Origin of the sequence: Microbacterium sp. UBA7513 (assembly GCF_002478345.1) — a bacterium.
Taxonomy (GTDB): Bacteria; Actinomycetota; Actinomycetes; order Actinomycetales; family Microbacteriaceae; genus Microbacterium.
Map to the genome: position 1 here is coordinate 1 of NZ_DLNJ01000013.1, position 24,642 is coordinate 24,642.

23 protein-coding genes are annotated in these 24,642 nt (G+C 70.9%); 9 read left to right on the forward strand and 14 right to left on the reverse strand.

Annotation, left to right across the window (positions count from 1 at the left end; genetic code table 11):
• Positions 1–103 precede the first annotated feature (103 nt).
• The gene (gene upp / locus B2W79_RS06800; protein WP_028496993.1) at positions 104–736 is read left to right on the forward strand and encodes a uracil phosphoribosyltransferase; all 633 of its coding nucleotides are present in this window, start codon (positions 104–106) and stop codon (positions 734–736) included.
• 34 nt (positions 737–770) lie between these two features.
• On the opposite strand, the gene B2W79_RS06805 is transcribed toward upp, so the two are convergent.
• Complete coding sequence (locus B2W79_RS06805; RefSeq protein ID WP_292788104.1) at positions 771–4,238, reverse strand: TM0106 family RecB-like putative nuclease; 3,468 nt, start codon at positions 4,236–4,238, stop codon at positions 771–773.
• An 86-nt stretch (positions 4,239–4,324) separates the two neighbouring features.
• A complete protein-coding gene (gene nadE, locus B2W79_RS06810) occupies positions 4,325–5,143 on the reverse strand; it encodes an ammonia-dependent NAD(+) synthetase (RefSeq protein WP_071327591.1) in 819 nt (272 codons plus the stop codon).
• A 108-nt stretch (positions 5,144–5,251) separates the two neighbouring features.
• Here nadE and B2W79_RS06815 point away from each other — a divergent pair, with 108 nt between their 5' ends.
• Positions 5,252–5,809, forward strand: a complete 558-nt coding sequence (locus tag B2W79_RS06815) for a nucleoside phosphorylase (protein WP_071328054.1) — start codon at positions 5,252–5,254, stop codon at positions 5,807–5,809.
• Between the two features lie 2 nt (positions 5,810–5,811).
• Here the strand turns inward: B2W79_RS06815 and B2W79_RS06820 are convergent, their stop codons facing one another.
• The 4 genes from B2W79_RS06820 to B2W79_RS06835 all read right to left on the reverse strand — a co-directional run bounded on the left by B2W79_RS06820 (position 5,812) and on the right by B2W79_RS06835 (position 11,072).
• Positions 5,812–8,805: an AAA family ATPase gene (locus B2W79_RS06820; RefSeq protein ID WP_292788107.1), complete on the reverse strand. Its 2,994-nt coding sequence runs from the start codon at positions 8,803–8,805 to the stop codon at positions 5,812–5,814.
• Positions 8,805–9,974 (reverse strand): exonuclease SbcCD subunit D, encoded by a 1,170-nt coding sequence (locus B2W79_RS06825; protein WP_292788109.1) that lies wholly within the window; start codon positions 9,972–9,974, stop codon positions 8,805–8,807. Before B2W79_RS06825 ends, B2W79_RS06820 begins: the two co-directional genes overlap by 1 nt.
• Before the next feature lie 254 nt (positions 9,975–10,228).
• Complete coding sequence (locus B2W79_RS06830; RefSeq protein ID WP_071327594.1) at positions 10,229–10,711, reverse strand: DIP1984 family protein; 483 nt, start codon at positions 10,709–10,711, stop codon at positions 10,229–10,231.
• A gap of 52 nt (positions 10,712–10,763) precedes the next feature.
• Positions 10,764–11,072, reverse strand: a complete 309-nt coding sequence (locus tag B2W79_RS06835; RefSeq protein ID WP_071327595.1) for a GNAT family N-acetyltransferase — start codon at positions 11,070–11,072, stop codon at positions 10,764–10,766.
• A 330-nt stretch (positions 11,073–11,402) separates the two neighbouring features.
• Between B2W79_RS06835 and B2W79_RS06840 the strand changes: the two genes are divergently transcribed.
• Genes B2W79_RS06840 through B2W79_RS06850 form a run of 3 tightly spaced genes read left to right on the forward strand, consistent with a single transcriptional unit; the run spans position 11,403 to position 13,366 of the window.
• Positions 11,403–12,116, forward strand: a complete 714-nt coding sequence (locus B2W79_RS06840; RefSeq protein ID WP_292788113.1) for a winged helix-turn-helix domain-containing protein — start codon at positions 11,403–11,405, stop codon at positions 12,114–12,116.
• Between the two features lie 54 nt (positions 12,117–12,170).
• On the forward strand, positions 12,171–13,130 hold the full coding sequence (locus B2W79_RS06845; protein ID WP_292788115.1) for a DNA-3-methyladenine glycosylase family protein: 960 nt from the start codon (positions 12,171–12,173) through the stop codon (positions 13,128–13,130).
• Between the two features lie 38 nt (positions 13,131–13,168).
• The gene (locus B2W79_RS06850) at positions 13,169–13,366 is read left to right on the forward strand and encodes a hypothetical protein (protein ID WP_025104487.1); all 198 of its coding nucleotides are present in this window, start codon (positions 13,169–13,171) and stop codon (positions 13,364–13,366) included.
• Between the two features lie 6 nt (positions 13,367–13,372).
• On the opposite strand, the gene B2W79_RS06855 is transcribed toward B2W79_RS06850, so the two are convergent.
• Genes B2W79_RS06855 through B2W79_RS06870 form a run of 4 tightly spaced genes read right to left on the reverse strand, consistent with a single transcriptional unit; the run spans position 13,373 to position 17,192 of the window.
• Positions 13,373–14,128 carry an ABC transporter ATP-binding protein gene (locus tag B2W79_RS06855; RefSeq protein WP_071327603.1) on the reverse strand — a complete coding sequence of 252 codons (756 nt, stop codon included), beginning with the start codon at positions 14,126–14,128 and terminating at the stop codon, positions 13,373–13,375.
• Positions 14,125–15,153, reverse strand: a complete 1,029-nt coding sequence (locus B2W79_RS06860; protein WP_292788148.1) for an iron chelate uptake ABC transporter family permease subunit — start codon at positions 15,151–15,153, stop codon at positions 14,125–14,127. Before B2W79_RS06860 ends, B2W79_RS06855 begins: the two co-directional genes overlap by 4 nt.
• 7 nt (positions 15,154–15,160) lie before the next feature.
• A complete protein-coding gene (locus B2W79_RS06865) occupies positions 15,161–16,147 on the reverse strand; it encodes an ABC transporter permease (RefSeq protein ID WP_292788118.1) in 987 nt (328 codons plus the stop codon).
• 49 nt (positions 16,148–16,196) lie between these two features.
• Positions 16,197–17,192 (reverse strand): siderophore ABC transporter substrate-binding protein, encoded by a 996-nt coding sequence (locus B2W79_RS06870; protein WP_292788120.1) that lies wholly within the window; start codon positions 17,190–17,192, stop codon positions 16,197–16,199.
• Between the two features lie 100 nt (positions 17,193–17,292).
• Here B2W79_RS06870 and B2W79_RS06875 point away from each other — a divergent pair, with 100 nt between their 5' ends.
• Entirely contained in the window at positions 17,293–18,060 is a 768-nt protein-coding gene (locus B2W79_RS06875; protein ID WP_292788122.1) for a siderophore-interacting protein, read from the forward strand.
• A 31-nt stretch (positions 18,061–18,091) separates the two neighbouring features.
• Positions 18,092–18,493 (forward strand): VOC family protein, encoded by a 402-nt coding sequence (locus B2W79_RS06880; RefSeq protein WP_292788124.1) that lies wholly within the window; start codon positions 18,092–18,094, stop codon positions 18,491–18,493.
• Between the two features lie 72 nt (positions 18,494–18,565).
• On the opposite strand, the gene B2W79_RS06885 is transcribed toward B2W79_RS06880, so the two are convergent.
• Together B2W79_RS06885 and B2W79_RS06890 are read right to left on the reverse strand one after the other, a co-directional pair.
• Complete coding sequence (locus B2W79_RS06885) at positions 18,566–18,952, reverse strand: SgcJ/EcaC family oxidoreductase (protein ID WP_071327608.1); 387 nt, start codon at positions 18,950–18,952, stop codon at positions 18,566–18,568.
• Between the two features lie 137 nt (positions 18,953–19,089).
• Positions 19,090–20,505: a hypothetical protein gene (locus B2W79_RS06890; RefSeq protein WP_292788126.1), complete on the reverse strand. Its 1,416-nt coding sequence runs from the start codon at positions 20,503–20,505 to the stop codon at positions 19,090–19,092.
• A gap of 355 nt (positions 20,506–20,860) precedes the next feature.
• Here B2W79_RS06890 and B2W79_RS06895 point away from each other — a divergent pair, with 355 nt between their 5' ends.
• Both B2W79_RS06895 and B2W79_RS06900 read left to right on the forward strand, forming a co-directional pair.
• The gene (locus B2W79_RS06895; protein WP_292788128.1) at positions 20,861–21,619 is read left to right on the forward strand and encodes an SDR family oxidoreductase; all 759 of its coding nucleotides are present in this window, start codon (positions 20,861–20,863) and stop codon (positions 21,617–21,619) included.
• A 47-nt stretch (positions 21,620–21,666) separates the two neighbouring features.
• Entirely contained in the window at positions 21,667–22,077 is a 411-nt protein-coding gene (locus B2W79_RS06900; RefSeq protein WP_071327611.1) for a VOC family protein, read from the forward strand.
• A gap of 22 nt (positions 22,078–22,099) precedes the next feature.
• Here the strand turns inward: B2W79_RS06900 and B2W79_RS06905 are convergent, their stop codons facing one another.
• Together B2W79_RS06905 and B2W79_RS06910 are read right to left on the reverse strand one after the other, a co-directional pair.
• A complete protein-coding gene (locus B2W79_RS06905) occupies positions 22,100–23,614 on the reverse strand; it encodes a helix-turn-helix domain-containing protein (protein ID WP_292788129.1) in 1,515 nt (504 codons plus the stop codon).
• Complete coding sequence (locus tag B2W79_RS06910; RefSeq protein WP_071327613.1) at positions 23,611–24,639, reverse strand: DUF917 family protein; 1,029 nt, start codon at positions 24,637–24,639, stop codon at positions 23,611–23,613. The genes B2W79_RS06905 and B2W79_RS06910 overlap by 4 nt, the downstream gene beginning before the upstream one ends.
• Positions 24,640–24,642: the final 3 nt, after the last annotated feature.

The following is a 24,642-nucleotide window of genomic DNA, read 5'->3' on the forward strand; positions in this document are numbered from 1 at the left end:
GCGGCGCCGGCCGCGGCGGCGAGCTGCAGGGCGCGGTCCATCGCGGCGGAGTCGTGGGCCGAGACAGTCACAGCATCAGAGTAGGCCCCGGTAACCTGGTCCCATGCGTGTCCACGTCGCCGACCACCCGCTCATCACCCACAAGCTCACGGTCCTGCGCGACGCGCACACCTCGTCGCCGGTCTTCCGGCAGCTGACCGAGGAACTGGTCACCCTCCTGGCCTACGAGGCGACCCGTTCGGTCCGCGTCGAGGACCACGAGATCCAGACCCCCGTCACCACGACGATCGGCGTCAAGATCAGCGAGCCGCGTCCGCTCGTCGTCCCGATCCTGCGTGCCGGGCTCGGGATGCTGGAGGGCATGGTCAAGCTCCTCCCCACGGCCGAGGTGGGCTTCCTCGGGATGGCGCGGGACGAGAAGACGTTCGAGCCGACGACCTACGCCGAACGCCTCCCGACGGATCTCAGCGACCGGCAGTGCTTCGTGCTCGACCCCATGCTCGCCACCGGAGGCTCGCTCGGCGCCGCCATCGACTTCCTCTTCGCCCGCGGGGCGCAGGATGTCACCGCGATCTGCATCCTCGCCGCTCCGGAGGGTCTCGCGGCCATCGAGAAGCAGGTGGGCGACCGCGATGTGACCCTCGTGCTCGGTGCCGTCGACGAGCGGCTCAACGAGCAGGGGTACATCGTGCCCGGACTCGGCGACGCCGGCGACCGCCTCTACGGCACCGTCTGACCCCCCTCGAGGCGGAAGCAGGCGAGCCCGCCCGTCAGGCCGCGCCGACCAGACGCGCGAACGCACTGAGCCGCGCGACGCCGTCCGGCGTGCGAGGCAGGTCCTCCAGGAGCCCCGTCGAGTAGACGACGTACGCCGTGTGCATGGCACGGGAGACGCCGACGTTGAGGCGGTTCTGCAGCAGCAGGAACTCCGGGCCCCGCGGGGCATCCCGACCGCTCGACGCGGCGAGCGTCGTGATAGAGACGACCGCCTCCTTGCCCTGGAAGTTGTCGACCGTCCCCACCGGGACCCCGCCGAAACCGGCCGCCGCGAGCGCATCGTGCACGAGCTGCCGCTGCGCGTTGTAAGGCGCCACCACGATGATGTCCTCCGGCGTCAGCGGGCGGACGCTGCCCTCCGCGTCGTTGTCGTGGAAGGTGCGGCCGACGAGGTCGCGGACGATACGCACCACCTCTGCGGCTTCCTCCGGGGACTGGGTCGCGTTGCCGCGGTGCCGCAGCGGCACCACGTGCAGGCCCGGGTCGATGCCCTCGACCGCGCGCCGCTCGGTACCGGGAGCGGACGCGAGCTTCCCGGCGTAGGCGAGCTTCGACACCGGAGCCGCGACATACGGGTGCATCCGCCAGGAACGGGCGAGGAAGTAGCCGTACTCCGGACGCACGACGGGATCGCCGTCCATCACCCAGCCGAGCGCAGAGGTGTCCACCGGCTCCGGGTGGGCGCCCTGGCTGACCTGAGGCAGCTGCTGGGGGTCGCCGAGGAGCAGGAGCCGCTGCGCACCGGCGGCGACCGCGATGGTCGAGGCGAGCGAGAACTGTCCGGCCTCGTCGATCACGAGCAGGTCGAGCTCTCCCCTGGCCACCCGCTGGGTGTTGCTGAAGTCCCACGCGGTGCCGCCCACGACGGCACCCTCGTTCCCGTGCTCGGCCAGGAAGGCGGCCATCCCGGTCTTCGGGATCACCGTGTAGCCCGGATCGGCGTCGGCATCCTTGGGGCACTTCGCCACCTGACCCGGGGCGACGCCGTCGGCGACGACGCGCTCCAGCAGCGTCTCGATGATCGCGTGGGACTGCGCGACGACGCCGATGCGGAAGCCGTGCTCGTTGACGAGCCGGGCGATCACCTGCGAGCCGGTGTAGGTCTTCCCCGTGCCCGGGGGGCCCTGCACCGCGAGGTAGCTGCGGTCGAGGTCGAGGACTCCGCGGACGATCGCGTCGATCGTGTCATCCCCGGCGGCCGGAAGCGCGTTCCCCGACACCGTGCGCGGAGGCAGGCGGCGGAGGATGTCGGTGGCCGCGTCCTCGGGAAAGCCCGGGGCGGCCGCGTGCACCGCGTCGGCCCATTCGTCGATCGCCTGCTGCAGCGACACCACCCGAGGCGGCGCGGCAGGGGTGAGGGCGACGGGGAGGTCGTCCCAGGTCTGTCCCTGCACGGCGGACTCGACCACGAGGTACCCGTCGTCCAGCACCTCGACGACTGTGACCCCGTGCGGCACGTGCACGGCCCGCGACGGGACGTCGGTGTCGAACGGGGCCGGGACGTCGTAGAGCGCGAACGGCTGCGCGCCGGGGCCGAGCGTCGTGCCCGGGGACACCTCGCCGCGGATCTCGAGCTCCCGCGACAGCACTCGGCGGCCTTCGCCGATGCTCCAGTCGCGGCGCACCCGCGAGCGGGTGGCATCGACCTTCACCACATCGCGCGTGCCGTCCCACATGGTGACCGGCTCCCGCAGCCGTTGGAAGTGCGCGACCCAGAAGCTCTTCGCCTCGCGGGGGAAGTAGTCGATGGCGGCCGCCGCGATCCGGTGCACGAGCCCGTCGTCACCGGCCTCCACCGCACGCTCCGCGTCGCCGAGCAGAGCGAGCGAACGCGGCGATGGCTCGTAGATGACCTCGTCCGCATCGTCCGGCGGGGCCGGCGTGACGCCCTCTGCGCGGGCGATCTCGATGAGCCAGTTGCGCAGCCGGCGGGTCGAGACGCAGTCGTAGCGGTTGTAGTCGGCGAGGTCGGCGAGCACGGCGTCGGCCTCGGTCTGCGCGCCCGCTGCCGCGAGCTCCCGCGCCGCGACGTACTGCACGATGGAGTCGTCGCCCTTCTGGACGTCGCTCGTGCGCACGTCCTCCCCCATGTAGAGCGGCTCGAGCTTCTTGATGGAATAGGACCGCGAACCGACCCGCACGGTGCGCAGCACCAGCGGGTACAGGTCGACGAACACGCCTTCGCGGAGCAGACGGTCCACCTCGCCCTCGCGCACGCCGTGGCGGGCGGCCATCGCGACCAGATGCGAGGTCTCGTAGGGGGCGTAGTGGTAGATGTGCATGCCGGGGTGCGCGGCGCGGCGCACCTTCACGAAGTCGAGGAAGGTCTCCAGCGCCCGCCGCTCCTCCGCGAACGAGTGCGCCCAGAGCGCGGTGTACTGGTCGGCGTTGTCGACCCAGCCGAACAGATAGTCGATGCCCCACTCCGCCTCGCCGTCGGGGGCGGGCTCGGTGTACAGGGGATCGCCCTCGAAGTCGAAGAAGATGTCGCCGTGGCTGGGCACCGGGAGGGTGTGGATCGCCGCGGCGTAGTGCACGTCGTACGTCGCCGCGCCCTCGGCATCCGCCCGCAGCTGCACGCGGGCCTGGGCGCGGAGGTTCTCGAAGGTGTCGACGTTCATGCCCTCGGGGGCCTGCGTCGCCGCAGCTAGGTCGTCGATCGTGAGGATCCCGGCGGCGCGGAGACGGGCCCGCTGCACCGGACGCATGCGGGCGACCATGAGGAGGTCCCGGTGAGCCAGCACCTGCTCCTCGCAGGTGGCGCAGCGCCCGCAGGCGACCACGCGCAGGTCGCCGCGGTCGTCACCCCACGCGAGGGGCGCCCCGGCGGCACCATCGGCCACGGCGCGGTCCGCGATGAGAGCCCGCAGCCGCGACCGGCGAACCCGGAACAGCGGAAGGAGGTCGTCGACCGCGTGCGTGCTGACGCTGTTGTCCCCGTGGATGAGGTCGACCTCATCCGCTCGGGGGATGCCGAGCCGGTCGAGCTGGTCGACATATGCCGCGAGCTGCATGAGCGCGGTCACTCGGGCCTTTCGCGCGAGCTTGGAGTCCTGCACACGCCAGCGCCCGTCCGCATCGCGGCGGAGGAAGTCGGCGAACCCGACGAACTCGTCGGTGGCGAAGGCTGCCTGGAAGACGACCAGTGCGTCGGACCGTAGAGCGCTCAGCGTCTCATCGACGGCGGCCGCGAGGGCCTCAGGATCGCTCGAGGAGACCTTGGCGATCCGATGCACCCGTTCGTCGCCGAGCTCCCGGATGTAGCGGTCGAGCACGTTCTGCTCGTGCACGTCTCCCAGCTGAGCGGCGCGGAGGAGCGTCGCGTCCTCCGGCTCCTCGACGGCGGGGACCCGACCCAGTTTCGCGTCGATCGCCCGCGACCATGCGAACTCGCACTCGGCGGCCGCCTTGAGGTCGCTCGCGCTCCAGATGACCCGCTGCGCCTCTGTGTCGATCCGCACGATTCTCCCGTTCTGTCGGCTGCTTCGACACTATCCGCGGCATCCGACACGGCGAAAAGCGGGCGGTCCCGCACGACGTGTCGCGGTCAGCGCCACCAGGTGTCGTCGGGGGTCACCGGCAGGTGACGCTTGTGCTGGGTCGCGAGGTACCGCGCCTCGATGCGGCCGGCGACCTCGGGGTCGACCTCCCGCCCTTCGAGGAAATCGTCGATCTGCTCGTACGTCAGCCCCAGCTCGTCCTCGTCCGTGCGCCCCGGCTGGTCGTCGAGGAGGTCGGCAGTGGGGACCTTGAAGGCCAAGCGCTCCGGAGCGTCGAGGAACTGGAGCAGGGCGCGCCCCTGTCGCTTCGTGAGTCCGGCCAGCGGGAGGACATCAGCCGCTCCGTCGCCGAACTTCGTGTAGAACCCGGTGAGGGCTTCGGCGGCGTGGTCGGTGCCGATGACGATCAGCCCCTCATGCCCGGCGAGCGCGTACTGCGTGACCATGCGGAGGCGCGCCTTGATGTTGCCGCGGTTGAAATCGGAGATGTCGCTGGAGACGGCGGACTCGATGTCCTTCTCGACGCCCTCGACGCCGTTCTGGATGTTCACCTCGATCGAGGAGTCCGGCGCGATGAAGTCCAGCGCGGCCTGGGCGTCGTCGGCGTCGTGCTGGACGCGATAGGGCAGGCGGACGGCGAGGAAGGTCGCCTCCCCGCCCTCGGCACGCACGCGCTCCACTGCGAGCTGGGCGAGGCGCCCCGCGAGCGTCGAGTCCTGTCCGCCGGAGATGCCGAGGACGAAGCCCTTCGCGCCGGTCGTGCGCAGATAGTCCGCGAGGAAGCCGACGCGACGCTCCACCTCCGCTTCGGGATCGATGTCGGGCCGGGCGCCCAGGTCTTCCGCGATCTGCTTCTGCAACGACACGTTGTCCTCCGCTCATCGGTTCGGCTCCAGTATCCCCCTTCCGTGTTTCGTGCGGGTCACGCCACCGCGCGGACGAGCTATCCAGCGGCGACCTGACAGACTGAGACGGTGAAGCTCCTCGTCGCCGCCCTCGAGTCCGAACTGTCCGCCTTCCCCGAGGAGCTCGACGGCTTCGACCGGCTTGTCACGGGCCCGGGGAAGCTGCCGGCGACGTACGCGCTGACTCGTGCCCTGGACGCGAAGAGCTACGACGAGGTCGTCGTCGTCGGCACCGCGGGCTCCATCGAGAAGGGGCGTGCGTACGCGGTACACGAGATCGCGACCGCTGTTCAGCACGACGTGATCGACCTGGACGGCGTCGTCGGACGGCATGTCTCGCTTCCGCCGCAGGTGACCACGGGCCGCGAGGGCGTCGTGATCGCCACGGGTGACCACTTCGTGAACGACGCCGAGGTCACCGCCGTGATCCGGCCGATGGGTGCGGCGCTGGTGGACATGGAGACCTACGCCTACATCTGGGTGGCGGGGCAGTTCGGCGTGCCCATCCGGGCGTTCCGCGCCGTCTCCGATCAGGCGGAGGACGGCGCCCTGGCCGACTTCCGCGAGGCCATCGCGCGGTGCAGCATCGAGCTGCGCGAGGTGATCCGCACCGAGTACGGGGTCTGACCTCAGCGCGTCTCGATGACGCTCGGTCCGTTCGGCAGCGCACGGACCGTGAGCTGCGCGGGGATCTGCTCCTGCATGGCCTCGACGTGGCTGATGACGCCGACCGTGCGGCCGCCCTGTCGCAGCTCGTCGAGCGTGCGCATCGCGACGTCGAGCGTGTCGCCGTCGAGGGAACCGAAACCCTCGTCGATGAAGAGCGTGTCCAGGCGGATGCCTCCGGCGCGGGCCGTCACGACCTCGGCCAGACCGAGGGCGAGCGCGAGGGAGGTGAGGAAGGTCTCGCCGCCCGAGAGGGACTGCGGCGGACGGGTCTGCCCGGTGAAGGCGTCGGCGACCACGATGCCCAGCCCGGAGGCGGCCCCGCGCGCAGCCAGCGCATCGGAGTGCTGCAGACGGTAGCGTCCTTCGGACATGTCGTGGAGCCGGCGGTTCGCGGCGTCGACGATCTCCTCGAGCTCCGCCGCCAGCACGAAGGTCTCCAACGTCATCTTGCGGGTGTTCGCTCCGCGTCCGGCGATCGTGTCCGCGAGAGCCTGGAGCACCTCGAACTCCGCGGCATCCGCTGCCGTGCGGGCGTGCTCGTCCTTCGCGGCGTCGATGAGGCCGGCCAGCCGCACCGCGTCGCCCGCCGCCCTGGTGGCCTCGTCGACGGCCGTCGACCACGCCGCCCTGGCCTCGCGGGCGGCCTGCTCGACCGGCGCGAGGTCGATGGGCTCCTCGGGCAGCGTCCGCAGCTCGAGGTCGAAGAGGAGGGCGCGCTCCTTCTCGCGCTGCACCGCGTGCGTCGTCACCCGCTCGTCCAGTTCCGTCTGCACGGCCGGCGGGCGCAGCGCCGCGGTGGCGGCCTCGACGTCGGAGAACTCGGAGGCGTCGAGCGCGGCATCCCTCTCGGCAGCCGCCTCCGCCGCGGCCTGCTGCCTCCGCGCCGTTTCGGCTTCGGCGTCGAGGAGGCGGCGGGCGACGGCGAGGTGGGTGGTGGCCTCCGTCACGCGCTCAGAGACCGACGCATAGCTGCCTCGCGCCTCGTCGATCGCCGCGCGGGCGGCCTCGTCGCGCTGGACGACCAGGGCGAGCTGCTCGCGGGCCTGGGCGAGGGCCGCCTCGTCCTGGACGCGCCGCTCCTCGAGCGCATCCTGCTGCGCACCGAGCTCGACGAGCTCGCCGTCGCGCAGCCGCGCGGTCTCGGCCGCGGCGAGGGCCTCCTTCTCGGCGGCCACGGCGGCATCGAGCTCGGCCTTCGACGTCTCGACGTCTCGTCCGTCCGCGCGCGCCAGAGCCGCAGCGAGCTCGACCTGCAGCGACGTGCAGGTCGCCGCCGCCTGCTGCTCGCGGCGCGCCGTCTCGTCTCTCCGGGTCTCCGCAGCCGCGATGTCCTCTAGAGAGACCGCGGCACTGTGGTCTGCCGGAGCCGGATGCTCCCGCGCCCCGCACACCGGGCAGGGGTGATCCTCGATGAGAGCGGACGCCAGCTCCCCGGCCATGCCGTCGATCCGGCGCTGGCGCAGATCGGCGAGAGCCGACTGCGCGGCGGCCTGCACGGACGTCGCCTCGGCGAGAACCCGTTCGGCCGCGGCGCACTCCAGCTGCAGACGTGCCGCCTCTTCCGCCGCCTCGCGGCGGAGCTCGGCAGCGACGCGCGCGCCCTCCGCGGCGGGGACCCGATCGCCGAGCCGACGGGCGTCATCCCGCTCCGCGGTGACGGCGGCGATCCGCCCGGGCAGCGCCGCGCGCTCCGCCTCGCCGTCGGCGCACCGGCGCTCGGCGGCGGCGACGGCCTCTTCTGCGGTGACGCGCTCGGCGGCGCGGCGCGGCGTCTCGGCCTCCAGCGCGACGGCGCGCTCCCAGACCCCGGATGCCCGTGTCCGGTCGGCGATCCACGCATCGAGGTCGTCGGTCTCGACACCGAGCTGATCCCAGTCCGCCCGTGCGCGCTTCTCCGCAGCCACCGCGTCATCAGCCGCCGTCCCGGCACGGTCGGCCGCGGTGATCGAGGACCGCAGCACCTCGGCCGCCCGCGCCCTGGCGAGCTCCGCCTTCGCCTCGGCGATGGCTTCCTCCTCGGCGTCCAGGCGCGCCATCGTCGCACGGGCACGGTCCCGCTCGCTCTGGGCACGCTGATCCTCCCGTGCGGCGGCCAGAACAGCATCGGCGGCCTCGAACCGCTTCTCCGCCTCCTGACGCTCGGCAGCGCGCCGTTCCGCCCGGTACGCAGCGCGAGCCTGCGCCCGTTCCAGCTCCGCCAGGCGATCGGCCGTCGTGAGGCCCTCCCCCTGCGCCTCCGGTCCGACCTCGCCGTCGGCGTCGCCGGCATCGCGCCCGAGGTCGGCATCCGCCACCAGACGCTCGGCCTCGTCCAGCCGGGCGGACACCGTGGCGAGACGCGCCCCGAGGCTCTGCTCGGCGTGGCGCCGCCGCTCGTCGAACCGGGCCTGCACGTCTTCGAAACGCTCGGTGCCGAAGAGCCGGCGCAGCAGCGCCTGCCGGTCCCTGCTGCCTGCGAGCAGGAACTCCGAAAACCGGTTCTGGGCCAGCAGGATCACCTGCAGGAACTGCTCGCGGCTGAGCTGGAGGATGTCATCGAGCTCGTGCGCCACGTCGACCGCCCGCGCCGCGCGTCCGACCCAGCCATCGTCCGTGAGCTCCTCCAGGGAGACCGCCGCCGCCTGCTTGGTCAGGCCTCCTCCCCGCCGGGCCGGCCGGAGGTACTCGGGGGACCGCGTGACCCGGTAGCGGCCGGACGGCGTGCTGAACTCGACGACGACCTCGGAGGGGTCGTCCGGTTCGCTGTGGTCGCTGCGGAGCCTCTTCTCCCCGCCGTCGTACCGCGGCACCCCGCCGTACAGCCCGAAGCAGACCGCATCGAGGATGCTCGACTTCCCCGCTCCCGTGCGGCCGGCGATGAGGAAGATCCCGTCGTCGGCGAAGGCGTCGAAGTCCACGGTCTGCCGGGCACGGAAGGGGCCGAACCCCTCGACCTCCAGTCGATGCAGCCGCACTAGACGAGGGCTTCCGCGCGGACCCGGTCGTCGAGCACCTCACGGATCAGCTCGCGTTCGACCTCGGTGGCTCCGTGGCCGGCCCGCACGTGCTCGAGGAACGCCTCGATCCGGTCGGCATCGGTCACCGCGGAGCGCAGCCGCTCACCGTACGAGCGCTCCTGCATGCCCGCGACCACCGCGGGCTGATGGAGCACCATGGCGCAGTGCGGGTACGCCTCGCGGAGCCGACGCATGGGCTCGGTCTGCGGTACGGCGTCGGTGTAGACGGCGCACACCCAGGCGTCGGCGTGCGCGGCGATGTTCTCTGCGGAGAGGATTCCTTCAAAGGTGCCGGTCAGAGTGACCAGGCGCCGCGGAACCGGCAGCTCCAGCCACTCGACGCCCGCGAGTCCGTCGGCGTCGAGGTCGACGAGCCAGGAGCCGCGCGGCTTCTGCTGCTCGCCGAAGCTGTAGTGCAGCGGAGCGCCGGCGTATCGCACCCGCTCGCTCACCTGCTGACGACCGTGGATATGACCTAGTGCGACGTAGTCGGGGCCGTCGAACGCCCGGAGCGGCACGACGTCGAGACCGCCCTGTCGCACCTCGCGCTCCAGACCCTCCGTCGGCTCCACTCCCGCAGCGAAGCAGTGGGCGATCGCGACCGCACGGCCTGCGTGCTTCTGCATGCCTGCGCGGACGAGGGTCATAGCGTGCGTCATGGTCTGCGCCTGCGTGCGCAGCTGCCGACCCTCGGCGTCACCCTCCGGCCAATGCTGACGGACGATCGCGGGCTCCAGATACGGAATCCCGAAGAAGTGCACCGGACCGTGGGCGTCGTCGATCGTGACGGGGGTACCGACCGCGAGGGGGTCGGTGAGCACGTGGATGCCGTCGCGCAGCAGCCGGGCCTGGAACCCCAGCCGCGCGGCCGAATCGTGGTTCCCGCTGGTGACGACCACCCGCGCACCCGTCTCGTGGAGACCGACGAGGGCGTCGCCCAGCAGCGTGTACGCGGCGGCCGAGGGCGTGGCGGAGTCGAACACGTCGCCCGCGACGATCACGACGTCGACCTCGTGCTCCCTGACCTGCGCGGTCAGGGCGGCGAGCACCTCGGCCAGCGCATCCATGGTCGAGTTGCCATGGAACGTCCGGCCGATGTGCCAGTCCGAGGTGTGCAGGATCCGCATACCCCCACGGTACGAAGACCCTCGGACATTCCCTCCGAGGCGTGCCGGGAGCGCCGTCTCCCGAGGCACGAGGAGGAAGCGGAAGGTCCCCTGACCCACCCTCGTCGCGGCGACCGGCACGTGGTGATGCGAGATGCGCTGTGCACCTTCACCTGTGCGGCGTGCGGGGCTGCGCGATGCGAGATCAGGGCTGCCCTCCGCCCACAGGGGCCGGCTTGCCCCGCCGGCTGAGGGTTGTGCCCGCTCCGCCGCGACTACCGACTTCCGCTCTCCTCCTCGAGGTCGTGCGACCAGTTCGCCTGCTGGATCCGGTTGTCGAGCTCTCGGAGCTCCTGGGCGACCGCATCCGCCCGCGCACGCAGCGCGGCGACGGGCAGCGCCGACACCTGCCGCAGCTCCGAGCGCATCTGGCGCAGGTACTGCTCGCTCGCCCCCGAGGCCGCGGCCGCCGCGTCCGTGAGCACGGCATGGCGCAGGCGCAGCACGTCCCGCGCGGCGAGCGCATCGGTCATCGTCCCGTCCGCGCCGAGGTCGAGGCGGGCGTTCGTCGCGTTGATGCGTCGGATCAGGCTCTGCAGCCGGGTCAACGCGCCCTCCGCCTCTTCGATCAGCGCCGCCGCATCCTCGGCGGGCTCCTCACCCTCCTGATACCGGGCGTTCGCGACGATGCGCGCCCGCAGCTGCTCGATGCGGCGCTGCAGGTCGGCGCGGGCGGCGAGGGCTTCGGCGAGTCTCATGCCCTCATCCTCGCAGGCGGCGGCCGTAACAGTTCGTCATACAGGCCGAAGGTCAGCGCGTGCGGAGAAGGCCCGACTGCTCGGGGTGCGCGGCGAACCACTCCGCCACGTACCAGCAGACGGCGTCCACCTTGCGGTCGCCGCGCTCCGCGATGTCGGCCACGGCCCCCTCGACAACCTTCCCGGCATACCCGTTTCCGCGGAATGCCGGGACCGTATAGGCCCGGGTGAGCGCGACCGTTTGGCCGTCGTCCCGGTAGTCGAGCACGCTGACGAGCTTCCCGTCGCGCGTGAGGGTGTACCGCGATGCGTCCTTCTCGTCGGTCAGGATGAAGCCGCCGACGGTGTGCGAGATCGTCATCCGTGTCACGTTACGCCTCTTGCGACGCGCCCGGGCGTTTTGACATGTCCCGTCACGATCGGACATAATCCCCCCATGACCATCAACGCACGCCCTTTGTCCGCCCAGGAGGCGAACGGGACTGCCGGGATGATGATGCCCGGTCGCGTTGACATGTGTTGCCGAATGTGTCGCTGAACGAACAGCCACCTCGCCTGACCTGACTCCTCGCCATCTGCGAGAGCAGCGTCCCGAGCACACACCCGTGCTCGCTTCCCCGGCTCCGCCGGTCATTCGTGCAACGCATCCGAGCCCCCTCCCATCGGGCTCACGTCCTGAGGACCCATCATCATGTCGAACTCCGCCCTTCTCGAGCGTCCCGCCGTCACCGCCCTGAACCGCACCGTCCGACCCGCCGAGTCGTCGGCTCCGCTGGCCCCGGCCGGCGCCGACCTCCCCGCCGTCCGCTCGCCCCGCGGCTTCGCCCTCTACGTCGGCCTGGACGAGATCAAGGCCGCCGAAGCCGGTGTGAGCCTTCCGCTGCTCGTCGACGCCCTCCGCCGCACGCTGGCCGAGCTCGCGCCCGGCGCCGAGACCCACGCCACCGTCGCCCTCGCCCCGCACGGCTCCGGCGGCCGAGACCTGGACGTCGTGCGTCTCGCCCTGCAGGAGCCCGGCGCGATCGCCCGCACCAAGGCCGCCGCCGAGGAGGAGACCACGCCCGAGGAGTCCGGCGTCACCGTCGACATCTCCCGCAAGCGCGTGCTCATCGACGGCGAGTCCGCCGCCTTCACCTACAAGGAGTTCGAGCTGCTGCAGTACCTCGTCCTCCGCGAGGGGCGCACGATCGAGCGCAGCGAACTCGTCGCCGCCCTGTGGCAGGCCCAGGACGACGAGACCCCGGGCGAGCGCACGATCGATGTGCACGTGCGGCGACTGCGGGCGAAGCTCGGCCGCTACGAGGACATCGTCCGTACCGTGCGCGGCATCGGCTACCGCTTCGACCGTCATGCCGATGTCGTCATCCGCTACGGCCACGGAACCCCGTCGCCCGACCGCTTCTGACCCGCTCTGCTCAGCCCGGAGGCCTGTGTCAGGAGTCGCGCGTAGGGTGGGCGCATGACCCTCGCCGCCGCCCCCGCGACGGCGGGCGCCGTCCGCGCGGATGTCCCGCGGGAGACGACGTACCGCCCGCCGCACCCGCTCGATCTCCGGCGCACCGTCGGCATGCTGCGTCGCGGCGGCACCGATCCGACGACGGTCTTCGACGGCCCCGTCATCTGGCGCGCGGTCCGCACGCCACAGGGTCCGTCGACATTGGCGCTGCGGATGTCGGGGAACGAGGTCAAGGCGACCGCCTGGGGTCCGGGCGCCGAGCACGCCCTCGCCCTCGTGCCGACGCTGTGCGGCGCCGGCGACGACCCGACCGGCTTCGATCCCTCCCTGCACCCCCTCATCGCCGAGGCAGCCCGGCGACACCCCGGCATCCGGCTCGCGCGCACGGACGAGGTCTTCGATGCCCTGGCCTGCGGCATCCTCGAGCAGAAGGTCACCTCCATGCAGGCCTTCGGCGCCTGGAGGTACCTCGTCTCGCGCTACGGCGACCCGGCACCGGGGCCGACGCCGCGACCGATGGCCGTCGCTCCCACGGCGGCGCAGTGGCGACGCATCCCGTCCTGGGCATGGCATCGCGCCGGCGTGGAGCCGCCGCAGTCGAAGACCATCGTGCGGGCCGCAGAGCGCGGCGATCGCATCGCCGCTGCCGTCCGAGCGGCCACGACCGGCGCTGACCGTGACCGCGTGCTCACGAGCCTGCCCGGAGTCGGGGTCTGGACCGCCGCGGAGACCCGGATCCGCGCGCTGGGCGACCCCGATGCCGTCAGCGTGGGCGATTACCATCTGGCGCACGAGGTCGGGCATGCCCTGACCGGGCACCGCACGGACGATGCCGGCATGGTCGAACTGCTCGCACCCTGGGCCGGCCACCGGCAGCGCGTCATCCGGCTCATCTTCGCGAGCGGCGTCGCCGAGGCGCGGCGCGGACCCCGGCTCGCCCCGGAAGACCACCGCCGACGCTGACCAGCCCGTTCCCGCAGCGGCCGACGTATGCTGAGCGCATGTCCCGTACCGCCCTGCGCATCTTCGTCACGGTCGGCCTGCTGATCGCCGGTGTCGTCCTCGGCCTCATCTTCCAGAACGTCTGGCTGGGCGTGCTGCTCGCCGCGATCGTGTGGTTCGGCTGGTTTCTCGGCTACGAGTCCCGCCGCGGTCACAACGCGGGCGTGAACGACGAGGACCATGGCGTCGAGCTCTGACGCCCGTCAGTAGTAGACGGCGAGGGGGCCGGAAGGTCCCTCCACGACCTGCACCGGGGTGTCGAACACGCGGCTCAGCACGTCGTCCGTCATGATCTCGGCCGGGGTGCCGAACTCCACCACCCGGCCGTCCTTCATGGCGCAGATGTGGTCGGCGTAGTGTCCGGCGAAATTGATATCGTGCAGCACGATGACGATCGTCCGCCCCAGCTCTTCTGCCGCGCGCCGCAGGTGCTTCATCATCTGCACGGCGTGCCGCATGTCGAGGTTGTTGAGGGGCTCGTCCAGCAGCACGAACTCCGTGTCCTGCGCGAGGACCATGGCCACGTAGGCCCGCTGCCGCTGCCCGCCGGAGAGCTCGTCGAGGTAGCGCCCCTCGAGCGCCCCCAGATCGAGGAAGTCGATCGCCTGGCTGATGACCTCCTCGTCGGCCCTCGTCAACCGGCCCTGGGAGTGCGGGAAGCGGCCGAAACCCACGAGCTGCCGCACCGTGAGCCTGGTCACGAAGTGGTTCTCCTGGCGGAGGATCGAGACCACCTTGGCCAGATCCTTCGACTTCGTCGAGGCGACGTCGAGCCCCGCGATCTCGATGGCTCCGGCGTCCATCCCGTTCAGCCGGCCGATCATGGTCAGGAGCGTCGATTTGCCGGCACCGTTCGGCCCGATGAGGGCCGTGATCCCGCCGGTCGGGATACGGAGGTCGACGGGGCCGATCGCCACCTCGCTGCTGTAGTCACGGCGGACGCCGTCGAGTGCGATCACAGTCTGCCCTTTCGGAGGATGACGATGAGGAACACGGTGCCGCCCACGATCTCGATGAGGATCGAGACCATGCCCTGCGCGTAAAAGACGTTCTTCATGACGAAGTACGCCCCCGCCAGGATCGAGAACGCGGTGAGGACGGCGACGGGGAAGATCAGCCGATGGTCGTGCGTGTCGGCGAACTGGTAGGCGAGCGTCGCCACGAGGAAGCCGAGGAAGGTCATCGGCCCGACCAGGGCGGTGGAGGTGGCCATCAGCACGGCGACGAGCGTCAGGACGAGGAACTGCTCCCGGCGGTGGTCGAGCCCCAGCGACCGCGCGGCATCGGGGCCGAGCGCGAGGACGTTCAACCGGCGAGACCGCAGCCACAGGAGGGTCGAGGCCGCGATCACGAGCGGGATCGCGAGCGGGAGGTACGAGGGATCGGCGTTGGAGACGTTGCCGAACAGCCGGGCGGCGAGCACATCGAACTCGCTGGGGGTGAGCAGCCGCTGCATGAAGGTGGCGATCGCCCCGAGACCTCCTCCGATCACGATGCCCACGAGCAGCATGATCTGGAGGTTGCCGTACCGGCCCGAGAGCAGCCACCCGTAGAGGACGACGGCGAGCCCGACCATGATGAGCACCTGAAGCGCGAACTGGCCGACCCCCTGGATCGCCACCAACCCCGCGACGCCGAAGAGGTACACGGTCGTGGTCTGGACGACGCGGTACAACGACTCGAAGCCCATGATCGAGGGAGTGATGATCCGGTTGTTCGTGACCGTCTGGAAGCTGACCGTGGCGACGGCCTGGGCGACCGCGACGAGGGCCATCACGACCACCGCGGTCGCGCGGTGCTGCGCGATGCGCCAGAAGCCGGGGGTGCCGATGGGGAGAGGGTTGTCCCAGGCGAGGAGACCGAAGGCGGAACCGAGGGTGATCACGCCGAGCACCACCAGCACGACGATGTAGCGGCGGCGCGCCCGCGGAGTCGTGAACGCCCCGGCCGACCGCGTCGTCCGCGGGGCCCCGGTCGCCGTCATCGTCTGCTCAGCCACGACGACGCTGCCGCAGGAGGAGGAGCACGAACACGACCGCGCCGACGACACCGAGGATCAGCGACACCGGCACCTCGAACGGCATGATGATCGTCCGGCCGATGATGTCGCAGACGGTGACGATCGCGATGCCGAGCAGACACACCCACGGCAGGTTGCTGCGCAGGTCGTCACCACGGACCATCGAGACGATGTTCGGGACGATGAGCCCCAGGAAGGGGAGGTTGCCGACGACCACGGTCACCACGCCGGTCGTCACCGCGATCAGCGCGGTGCCGAGCAGGATCATCCGGTTGTAGTTCACCCCGACGTTGGTGGCGATCTCCTCCCCCAGCCCGGCGATCGTCAGCCGGTCGGCCACGAGGAAGACGACGACGCCGATGATCGCGACGATCCACAGCATCTCGTACTGGCCGCGCATGACCGAGGTGAAGCTGCCTGCGAACCAGACGCCGATGATCTGCAGCGAGTTCGTGACGAGGGCGAAGTAGGTCGTGATCGCGCCGACCACCGCGCCCAGCATGATGCCGACGATGGGCACGATGAGCGACGACTTCAACGCCACCCGCCGGAGGAACGCGAAGAACACTATCGTGCCGACGAACGCGGCGAGCACGGCCCCGGCCATGCGCAGCGGAAGGGAGGGCTGCGGCACGAGCACCATCACGGTGAGGAGCCCGAGTCCGGCCCACTCCGTGGTCCCGGTGGTGGTCGGCTCCACAAAGCGGTTCTGCGTGAGCAGCTGCATCACGAGGCCGGCCATCGCCATCGCCGCGCCGGCGAGCACGAGCGCGATCGTGCGGGGAACGCGGGTGATCTGGAACATCTGCGCGCCGTCGTCCGCGCCCGCGATGTCGTACACGCCGGTGAAGAGCGAGATCACCAGGAGTGCCGCCACGACGAGGACGCCGACGAGCAGCTTCGGATCGAACAGCCGTACGGACGATCGCGGTGTCGCTGTGAGGAGAGGAGAGGTCATGGGGGGATGCCGGCGGCGGCGCCCCGGTCGGGACGCCGCCGCACAGCCCTTACTTGTCGGCGCTCTTCTCGAGCGCGTCGGCGAGGTCGTTGAGGAACGTCGTGTACGTCTGGATGCTCTCGTTGAGGTAGGTGTCCGTGGGCATGTAGACGATCTGGTCGTCCTTCACCGCGGTGACGCCGGTGAGCGCCTCGGAGTTCTCGATGATCTCCGCCGCCTGCACGTAGTCCGGCGTCTCCGCCGCGAACACGGCGTCGCGGTCGAGCACGAGGATCCAGTCGGGGTTCGAGGCGGCGATGGCCTCGACCGAGATCTCGTCGCCCTGGTGGTCGTCGCTCGCGTCGTCGACCTGCAGTGCGGGCGTGAGGCCCAGCATGTCGTAGATCGGGCCCAGGGAGCGGCCGACGGTCGGGGCGAGGTAGCCGATCTGCCCGCCCGAGGTGTTCACCGCCATGACGGTGTCGGCGTCGTCGTAGGCGGCCTTCGCACGGTCCACCGCGGCGTCGAACTCCTCGACGAGCTTCTGGGCCTCGTCCTGCGTGCCGAAGATCTCGCCGAGGACGGTGGTCTGCCGCTTGAGCTCCTCGTCGAACGGCTCGCCGTCCCGGGGCTCCAGGTCGATGATCGTGGCGTCAGGGACGAGCTCCGCGATGGCCTCGTTGTGCTGCGTGAACCGCTGCCCGCTGATGATGAGGTCGGGGTCGGCTGCCACGATCGCCTCGAGGTCGGGTTCCGTGTGCAGGCCGATGTCGACGACGTCCTCGTCCTTCGCGTAGGAGACGGTCTCCGGCATCAGGGAGACGGCACCGGCGGAGAGCTCGATGCCCCAGTCGGAGAGGGTCTGGAACGTCCGGTTGTCCAGAGCGACGACCGAGGTCGGCGGCGTGGTGATCTCGTGCGTGCCGGTGTTGTCCTCGATGGTCACGGTCCGCGATCCCGCCGTCGTCTCGTCGGGTTCGGCTTCGCCGCCGGACGCGCACCCGGAGAGGGCGAGCAGGCCGACGAGAGCGACGCTCGTGGCGGTGAGGATTCTGGGCACGGACATGGAGAGACTCCTGTTCTGCGGGGATGTGTGCGCTCTCGTGGAGCGCCGGTCCGACGGGCGGGCGAGCCGACCGCGTCGGTTTTTAGGTTAGCCTTACTTTATGAGCGATACGAAATCCGGTTTCTCGATCGAGCGTCGCGGCCTCGAGCTGCGCTTCCGCAACGTCACGCTGAGCGCCCGCGAGTGGCTCGCTCCGGATTTCGTGCGCGTCCGCCTGTCCGGGCCCGACCTCGCCGGCTTCGACTCCCCCGGCTCCGACGACCACATGCGGCTCTTCTTTCCGAGCGGCCCCGTGGACTCGGTGGAGGAGCTGCGCGCCGCCCCGAGCCGCGAGTACACGCCCCTCGCCTGGGGTGACGACTGGCTCGACGTCGAGTTCGCCGTGCACGGCGATCAGGGCGTGGCCGCCCCGTGGGCCGCGAACGCCCCGCTCGGGTCGACCATCGGCGTCGGCGGGCCGCGCGGCGCCGCCGTCCTCACCGGAGAGCCGGGATCCTGGCTCCTCCTCGGCGACGAGACCGCCATCCCCGCGATCCGCCGCTTCGCCGCCCTCATCCCCGAGGGCACCCCCGCACGCATCGTCATCGAGACGGTGTCGGCGGGTCGCGAGGTCGAGATCGACGCTCCGGTGCCGGTCGAGTGGCTGCATCGCGGCGACGCGCCGGCCGGCTCCGCGCTGATCGCCTTCCTCGACGCGCTGACCGCAGACGACGTCGTGGGAGACGACCCGTTCGTCTTCATCGCCGCCGAGCAGTCCATCGTGAAGCCCGGCCGGGCCCTGCTCGGGCGCTGGGACGTGGACAGCGCGAACGCCGTCGTGAAGGGCTACTGGAAGCGTGGCGAAGCCGAGTACCACGCTCCGCACTGACACGGAGGTGCTGCGCTGACAGACTGGGCGCATGGCTCTCCTCGATCACCTGGGCATCACCGTCGCCGACCTCGAACGCGGGCGCGCGCAGTTCCATCCCGTGCTCACCGCGCTCGGCTATGAGCTCGGCGGCGAGGACGATCACTCGATCTCCTGGCACACCGGCGAGGAGACCGAGATCATCCTCTACACGTGGGACGACGATTCCGCGCCCCACCGGCACGGGCGCGTCGGCTGGCAGCACATGGCTTTCGCGGTGCCGTCGCGGGCGGAGGTCGACCGACTCCACGACCTCGCCCTCGACGCCGGATGGACCGCGGTGCGCGAGCCGAAGGAGTACCCGCGGTACAGCGAGCGGTATTACGCCTCCTTCGTCGAGGACGCCGACGGCATCCGGCTGGAGTTCATGTACAACCCGCCGAAGGACGCTTGACGCCCGGGGCGTGTCGCCGCCTGGGCCTCACTTCATGATCATCCTGTCCGAGCCCGTCCACGGGCCTGAGATTCAGCTCGGAGCCGGCGTGACCCGGGTGTTGGAGACGGCCGCGAATCGCCATTCCCGTCCGGCGCATTCCGCGACCCCGGTGAGGATGCCCGATCCGTCCGGCACGCTCAGGGCGGCGTCGGCTCCGTCGGGCTGCTTCAGCGTCCAGAACCCGTACATCACGACGACCTCCGAGTCGACGTCGACGACTTTCACCTTGTCCAGATTCAGGTCGGCGACGGCGATCCGGCTGTCGAAGGCGTCGGCGTGACCGGACTCGATGCCGTCTCGGCCGGGCATAAACTGCCCGAAGATGTTGACGAAGTTGGCGTCTTCCGTGAACAGGTCTGCGAGCTGCGCCGCGTCGTGCGCGTTGAAGGCTTCCGTGAACTCCGAGAACAGCGTCACGGGCGACGCGCTGCATGCGGGGGTGGGAGTCGTCTTCGGGGAGGGCGGAGGCGCCGCCGTGCAGCCTGCGACCAACATGCCGGCAATAGCGGCGATTGCGCCGACCGCCATCATGCGCGGTCCCGGTGATATCGACATCATTCCTCCTCTTCTGCGGGGGCACACGCCCCTCGTGTGATCGACGACGACTCTTCTTGCGAGGTCAAGGAGGGGAAACGCTGCCCTGGCCGGCGCTGAGCTTTCTGCTTCGTGGTCAGCGCCATGGCATCGGCCGCATGGGCGGCGAGCCGTTCGAGCGGCCCCTTGCCCGCCGTGCGGGTCCAGATCAGTGCTGCGATCATCATGAGGATCGACAGCACGACCCAGGAGAGAACGGGGTTCGGCAGCCATGCCGAGGCGCCGGCACGGATGAGGATCGCCTGGACGACGTAACCGGTGAGAGGTACGGCACCGTAGGCGGCCAACGGGAGCACGGCCCAGCGAGCGTAGCGGGTGACGAGGAGGCAGAGCCCGAGTACCGCGACGGCGAAACCGCCTGATCCCACGATCTCGAGGACACCGCCGGAGTGCGGCGAGACACCCGTGACCGCATTGAGCATCGCCGCCGGCGGATCCTGGGAGACGACCCAGTCGAAGTAGGAATCCTCCGAGTCGGCTCCGCCGAACAGAGAGACCCGCTCGGGTGCGACACAGGCGACGATGCCGTCGCTCTTGTTGCACGTCAGGCCAGAGATATCGATCTCATCCCCCGGGACCATGCCGCTGGATGAGGAGGGAGCAGTCGACGAGGAAGCATCTCCCTGCGGTGGAGCGAGGATTGCGCCGAGGGTGTACGCACCGAGGCAGAGCAGCGTGCCGCCGACCACCATCATGAGCCCCGTCCGCACCCGCGTCAGATCGAGGCGTCCGATGATGAGCCCCGCGCAGAGAAGCGCGGCCCACACGGTAATCGGATAGGTCCCGAACACCACCAGAGCGAGTCCGGGACCGGAGAGATCCGGAGAGAGCGTTCCGACGAGGGCGAGCAGCGGTGGACCGAGCACGATGAGTCCCCCTCCGGCGATGAGGAGCGTCTTCGTGCGCAGATGCACCGTGAACGCGGCGAGGACGTACAGGACGCCGTAGAGGCTGAGGATCACGGCGATGCCCGACCCCAACAGCTCGACACCGAGCCCGACGACGAAGATCGCCGCTCCTCGCCCTACCAGCCGAAGACGCACCCTCCTGAGCTCGTCCGCCGTGGCATCGCGAATGCCCACCGTCATGAGGGCAAGCGAGACGCCCGCTAGCAACGCGAACAGAATCGATGAGCGCCCGTTGACCACATCGAGCCAGCTCGAAGGATCGAAGAGCGTGAGCCCGGGCCCGCTCGCCACCGCCAGATGGGCACCGAACATCCCGACAAGAGCGAGGCCGCGGGCGACGTCGACCCCCACGATGCGCGGTCTCCGCACGGCGGCGACTGCGCGGTCGTGCGGGTGGGTGCCGGAGCCCGCGACGAAACCGTCCGCCGTCGGGCCGTTGGCGGAGGGAACGGCAGGGGATGTGTTCACGTGACGACCTCTCATCGGCTTCTGCTCTTCGGGGAAGACCCGGAGACACGTCACGCCACGACCCCTGCAACGCGCGAGGTAACATGTTAGACGCTATCCAGAATTCTCCGCTCGCCTGGCCGGTCACGCAAGAGCATCTGAGCGCGGCTGAAGGATCCGGTGCCACGATGAGGGGATGGAGACCATCGACGGTGTGCAGATCTGGACCATGATCGGCGATGCTGTTCATCCGCGTCTTGCGCAGCGAGATCGGCGGCCTACGCAACGAGATGACCGCGCATCGAAGGGTCCGACCGTGATGTGCAGGCGCTCGTGAAGCGCACGTTCGGGCTGGATCGGGAGTGAGGACCGACGCATGAGGATCGTCGTCGCAGGAGGGACCGGCGTCGTCGGCACGCCCACGGTGGAGGCCGTCCGGAGCGCCGGTCATGAGGCCGTCGTGCTCAGTCGTTCGCACGGCGTCGACCTGGTCAGCGGGCGCGGGCTGGAAGCGGCGCTGGCCGGAGCCGACGCCGTGATCGATGTCGTGAGCGTCGAGACCCTGAAGGCGAGTACGGCGATCGAGTTCTTCACGGCCGCCACCGGGAACCTCCTCGCCGCCGCCGCGGACACCGGCGTGGGACACGTCGTCCTGCTCTCCATCGTCGGCATCGACCGCATCCCCTACGACTACTACGCGGGCAAGGTGGCCCAGGAGAAGCTTGTCTCCGCGTCCGCCGTCCCCTCGACGATCCTCCGAGCCACGCAGTTCCACGAGTTCGCCGCGCAGATGTTCGCTCGGGCGAAGGCGGGGCCGCTGCATCTCGCCCCGCGTGCGCGCACGCAGCCGGTGGCGGCCCGCGAGGTCGCCGAACGGCTCGTCACGCTCGCGACCGGGGACGCGCGGGGTCGCGTGCCTGATCTCGCCGGCCCCCGCGAGGAGCAGCTCGCCGACATGGTGCGGGCGTACGCGCGACGCATCGGGTACCGCGGCTGGATCCCGGCACTGAACGTGCCCGGTCCGCAGATGGCGGGGATGCGCGCGGGAAAGGCGCTGCCGGGACCCGACGCGGTACGCGGGACCCAGACGTTCGCAGATTGGCTTGCCGAGGCGGTGCCGGCGCGCGCAGACTGAGGTGGGGCGGGGGTCTTTCCGCAGTCGAGCGACCAGGAGCAGCACGCATGGCGAACCTCAATCCCTACCTGTCCTTCCGCACCGAGGCCCGCGAGGCCATGGAGTTCTACCGGGGAGTCCTCGGCGGCGACCTCGACATCACGGTCTTCGGCGACTTCCCCGACATGGTGCAGGATCCGAGCCAGAAGGATCTCGTGATGCATGCGCAGCTCACGACCCCCGACGGGCTGGTGCTCATGGCCTCGGACACCCCGGAGGGCATGACCTACGAGAAGCCGCAGGGCGTCTCCGTGTCGCTGAGTGGCAATACCCAGGAGGTCACCCGTCAGGTGTGGGACCGTCTCTCCGAAGGCGCCACGATCACGATGCCGCTCGATGTCCCGCCGTGGGGCGGCACGTTCGGGATGCTCATCGACCGCTTCGGGATCGCTTGGATGCTGCACGGCGACCCGGAGTGACCCCGGACGGTGTGCTCCGGACTCAGCCCGGCAGCACCGCCCGGCAGGCGAGATGCAGCGCCAGCCGCGCCTCGGGGTCGTTCATGTCGATCCCGAGGAGCTCCTGTACTCGTCGGATCCGCACGGCGACCGTGTTGCGGTGCAGCCCGAGCGCGGCCGCGGTGGCCGCGATTCCGGACTCGTGGTCGAGGTACGCCGACAGAGTCCTGAGCAGCTCGCCGCTCCCCTCGGCCAGAGGGGCGAGCAGCGACTGCGCGGCCGGGACGAAGGTGTCGTTGCCGGTCCAGGCGAGCAGGAGCTGTTCGAGCCCGAGGCTGTCGACGCGGACGAACCATCCGGTGGCCGACCGGGCCGCAGCGATCCGTGCGGCGTCGCCGGCCTCGTCGAGGGTCGCCGCCAGTCCTTCCGGCCCGGTCTGTGCCGAGCCCACCCCGGTGGCCACCGCGAAGTCGCGCAGTGCCGCGAGGTGGAGCTCGCGCAGTGCCGCCACAGCCCGCTCGACGCGGTCGGGCTCCGGGGCCTCAGCGAAGGAGAGCCAGCCGCTGAGGCCTCGACCCGCCGTGGTCGCGTGCGCCTCGGCGTCGATCGCGCTGAGCCCGGGCCTGATCGCACGGAGGAGCGCGAGCGGCTCCACCCGGCTGCGCGCCACCATGCGGAACCCGAGGTGATGCCCGCCGGTGCGCCATCCCCGCTCCGCCATGCGCCGCTCGACGTCGGCATCGGCGGCTCCGCGGAGCTCGACGAAGTCCCGCAGCAGCCCCGACGACGCGGCGACGTCGTTGACCGCCGCGATCTCGTCGATGAGGATGCGGGCGGCCACCGCGGGCATGGCGACCTCCGCGGCCACCAGGAGCGATTGCAGCTGCGCCTCTCCGAAGCCGTGGCCGAACAGGACGAGACGCAGACCGGACCGGCCGGGGCTGTCCACCCGTACCGAGGCGGCCGCGCCTTCCCCCGCCCTGGCACTGTCGCTCCAGGCATCGAAGCGGATCGCCGCGTGCAGCACGGCATCCAGGTGTCCGCCGGCTTCACGGAGCACTCCCGCGGCGTCGACGAGGGCGACGCCCAGACCGAGGTTCGCCGCGAGGTGTCCGAGCAGGTCGCCGAGGTCGTCGGCGGCGTACTCGAAGGACTGCGCGACCTTGCGCACCCTCGTGAGCGTGAGGGCGTCCCTGGCCTCGATGAGCATCCAGCAGGCGCGGGCGAGCTGGACCGGCCTCTCGACGTCGAGCAGAGCGAGACCGATCCGGTCGGCGAGGCGGAGCGCCCCGGGGTCGACATCGGCAGCGCCGGGGAGCGCGAGTCCGGTGAACCCACGGTCACGGACCCGGCGCAGCATCGCGTCCTGCTGCCAGGTGGCGACCGGCGCCCCGGCCGTGAGGATCGCGAGCCGGCCGGTGCCCTCGTCGGGCAGGTCGGACTCGCCGGCTTCCACCACCACCGCGTCCCACGCGACATCCCGGGGGCCCGCGACGTGGCGGAGGACGCCGTTCTCCTCCTGCGCCAGCAGCGCCGGCAGCGCGAGCGCCCCGCTCACGCGGCGTCCAGATCGACGAGCCCGTAGGCGGAGGGCACCACCCGGGCCCGGCGCTCCGGGCGGGCGTTCCACCATGGGGGAGCAGGGAGGGCGAGGGCCGCCACGGTGCGCCCGGGGGCCAGCTCGGTGACTTCGAGGACGTCTCGGGACACGGCGTCCAGGAGGACGATGATCTCGGGCGCCGCGGCGACGAGCAGGCCATCGGTGAGCACCGCGAGGGTCTCGGACCGGGTGACGATGCGGTGCACCGCTCCGCCGAGTCCGGCGATCTCGACCGCGCTCACGTGCGGGTCGGCCGTGGAGGACGCGGTGGTCACGATGCGGCCCTCGGCGAGCAGTGTCCCCCCGAGGACCTCGGCGAGGACCGGCAGCGGTGCTGCCCGGTGCGCCAGGAAGCTGCGGCCGAGGGCGAGCGCGCGGGCGAGGTGGTCGCCGATGGCGTGCTCTCGCAGGTCGCCGACGGTGAACCCGGCGAGCACGGCGCACCCGACTCCCCCGGCCTGGACGATGGCCGAACGCACGACGCGCTCGGCATCGATCGCCCGCGTCGCCTCCACGAGCGCCACCCCGTCGGCACCGGTCTCGCACGCGAACACGAGCCCAGGGACACGGTCGACGAACAGCGACATCTGATCGAGTCCCGGCACCGCGCGCCCGGTGCAGTCGGCGTCCACCACGGTGTGCGATCCGGCCAGAGTGAGCGGCGCGAGGCCGTTCATCCCTCCGCCCTCGAGCGAGCACACCGCCGGGACGGGATGCCCGAGCCACCTCTCCACTGCGCGCAGCAGCGGGGCGAAGGGGGCGGCACCGGGCATCCGCTCCCCGAGCAGCATCGTCGACCCGACGAAGGCCACGCCGAGGCAGGGCGTCGCGGGATCCAGCGCGTCCACCGGCGCGATCTCGAGCGGCCAGTGCGCGGTCGTGCCGAGGATGAGTTCGAGCATCGTCGTGGAGCCGCCGCCGCCGGAACCGAGCAGCGCGTACCCGCGGGCGAGCGCCTCCAGGTCGTCCCGCTCCAGCCTCATGGG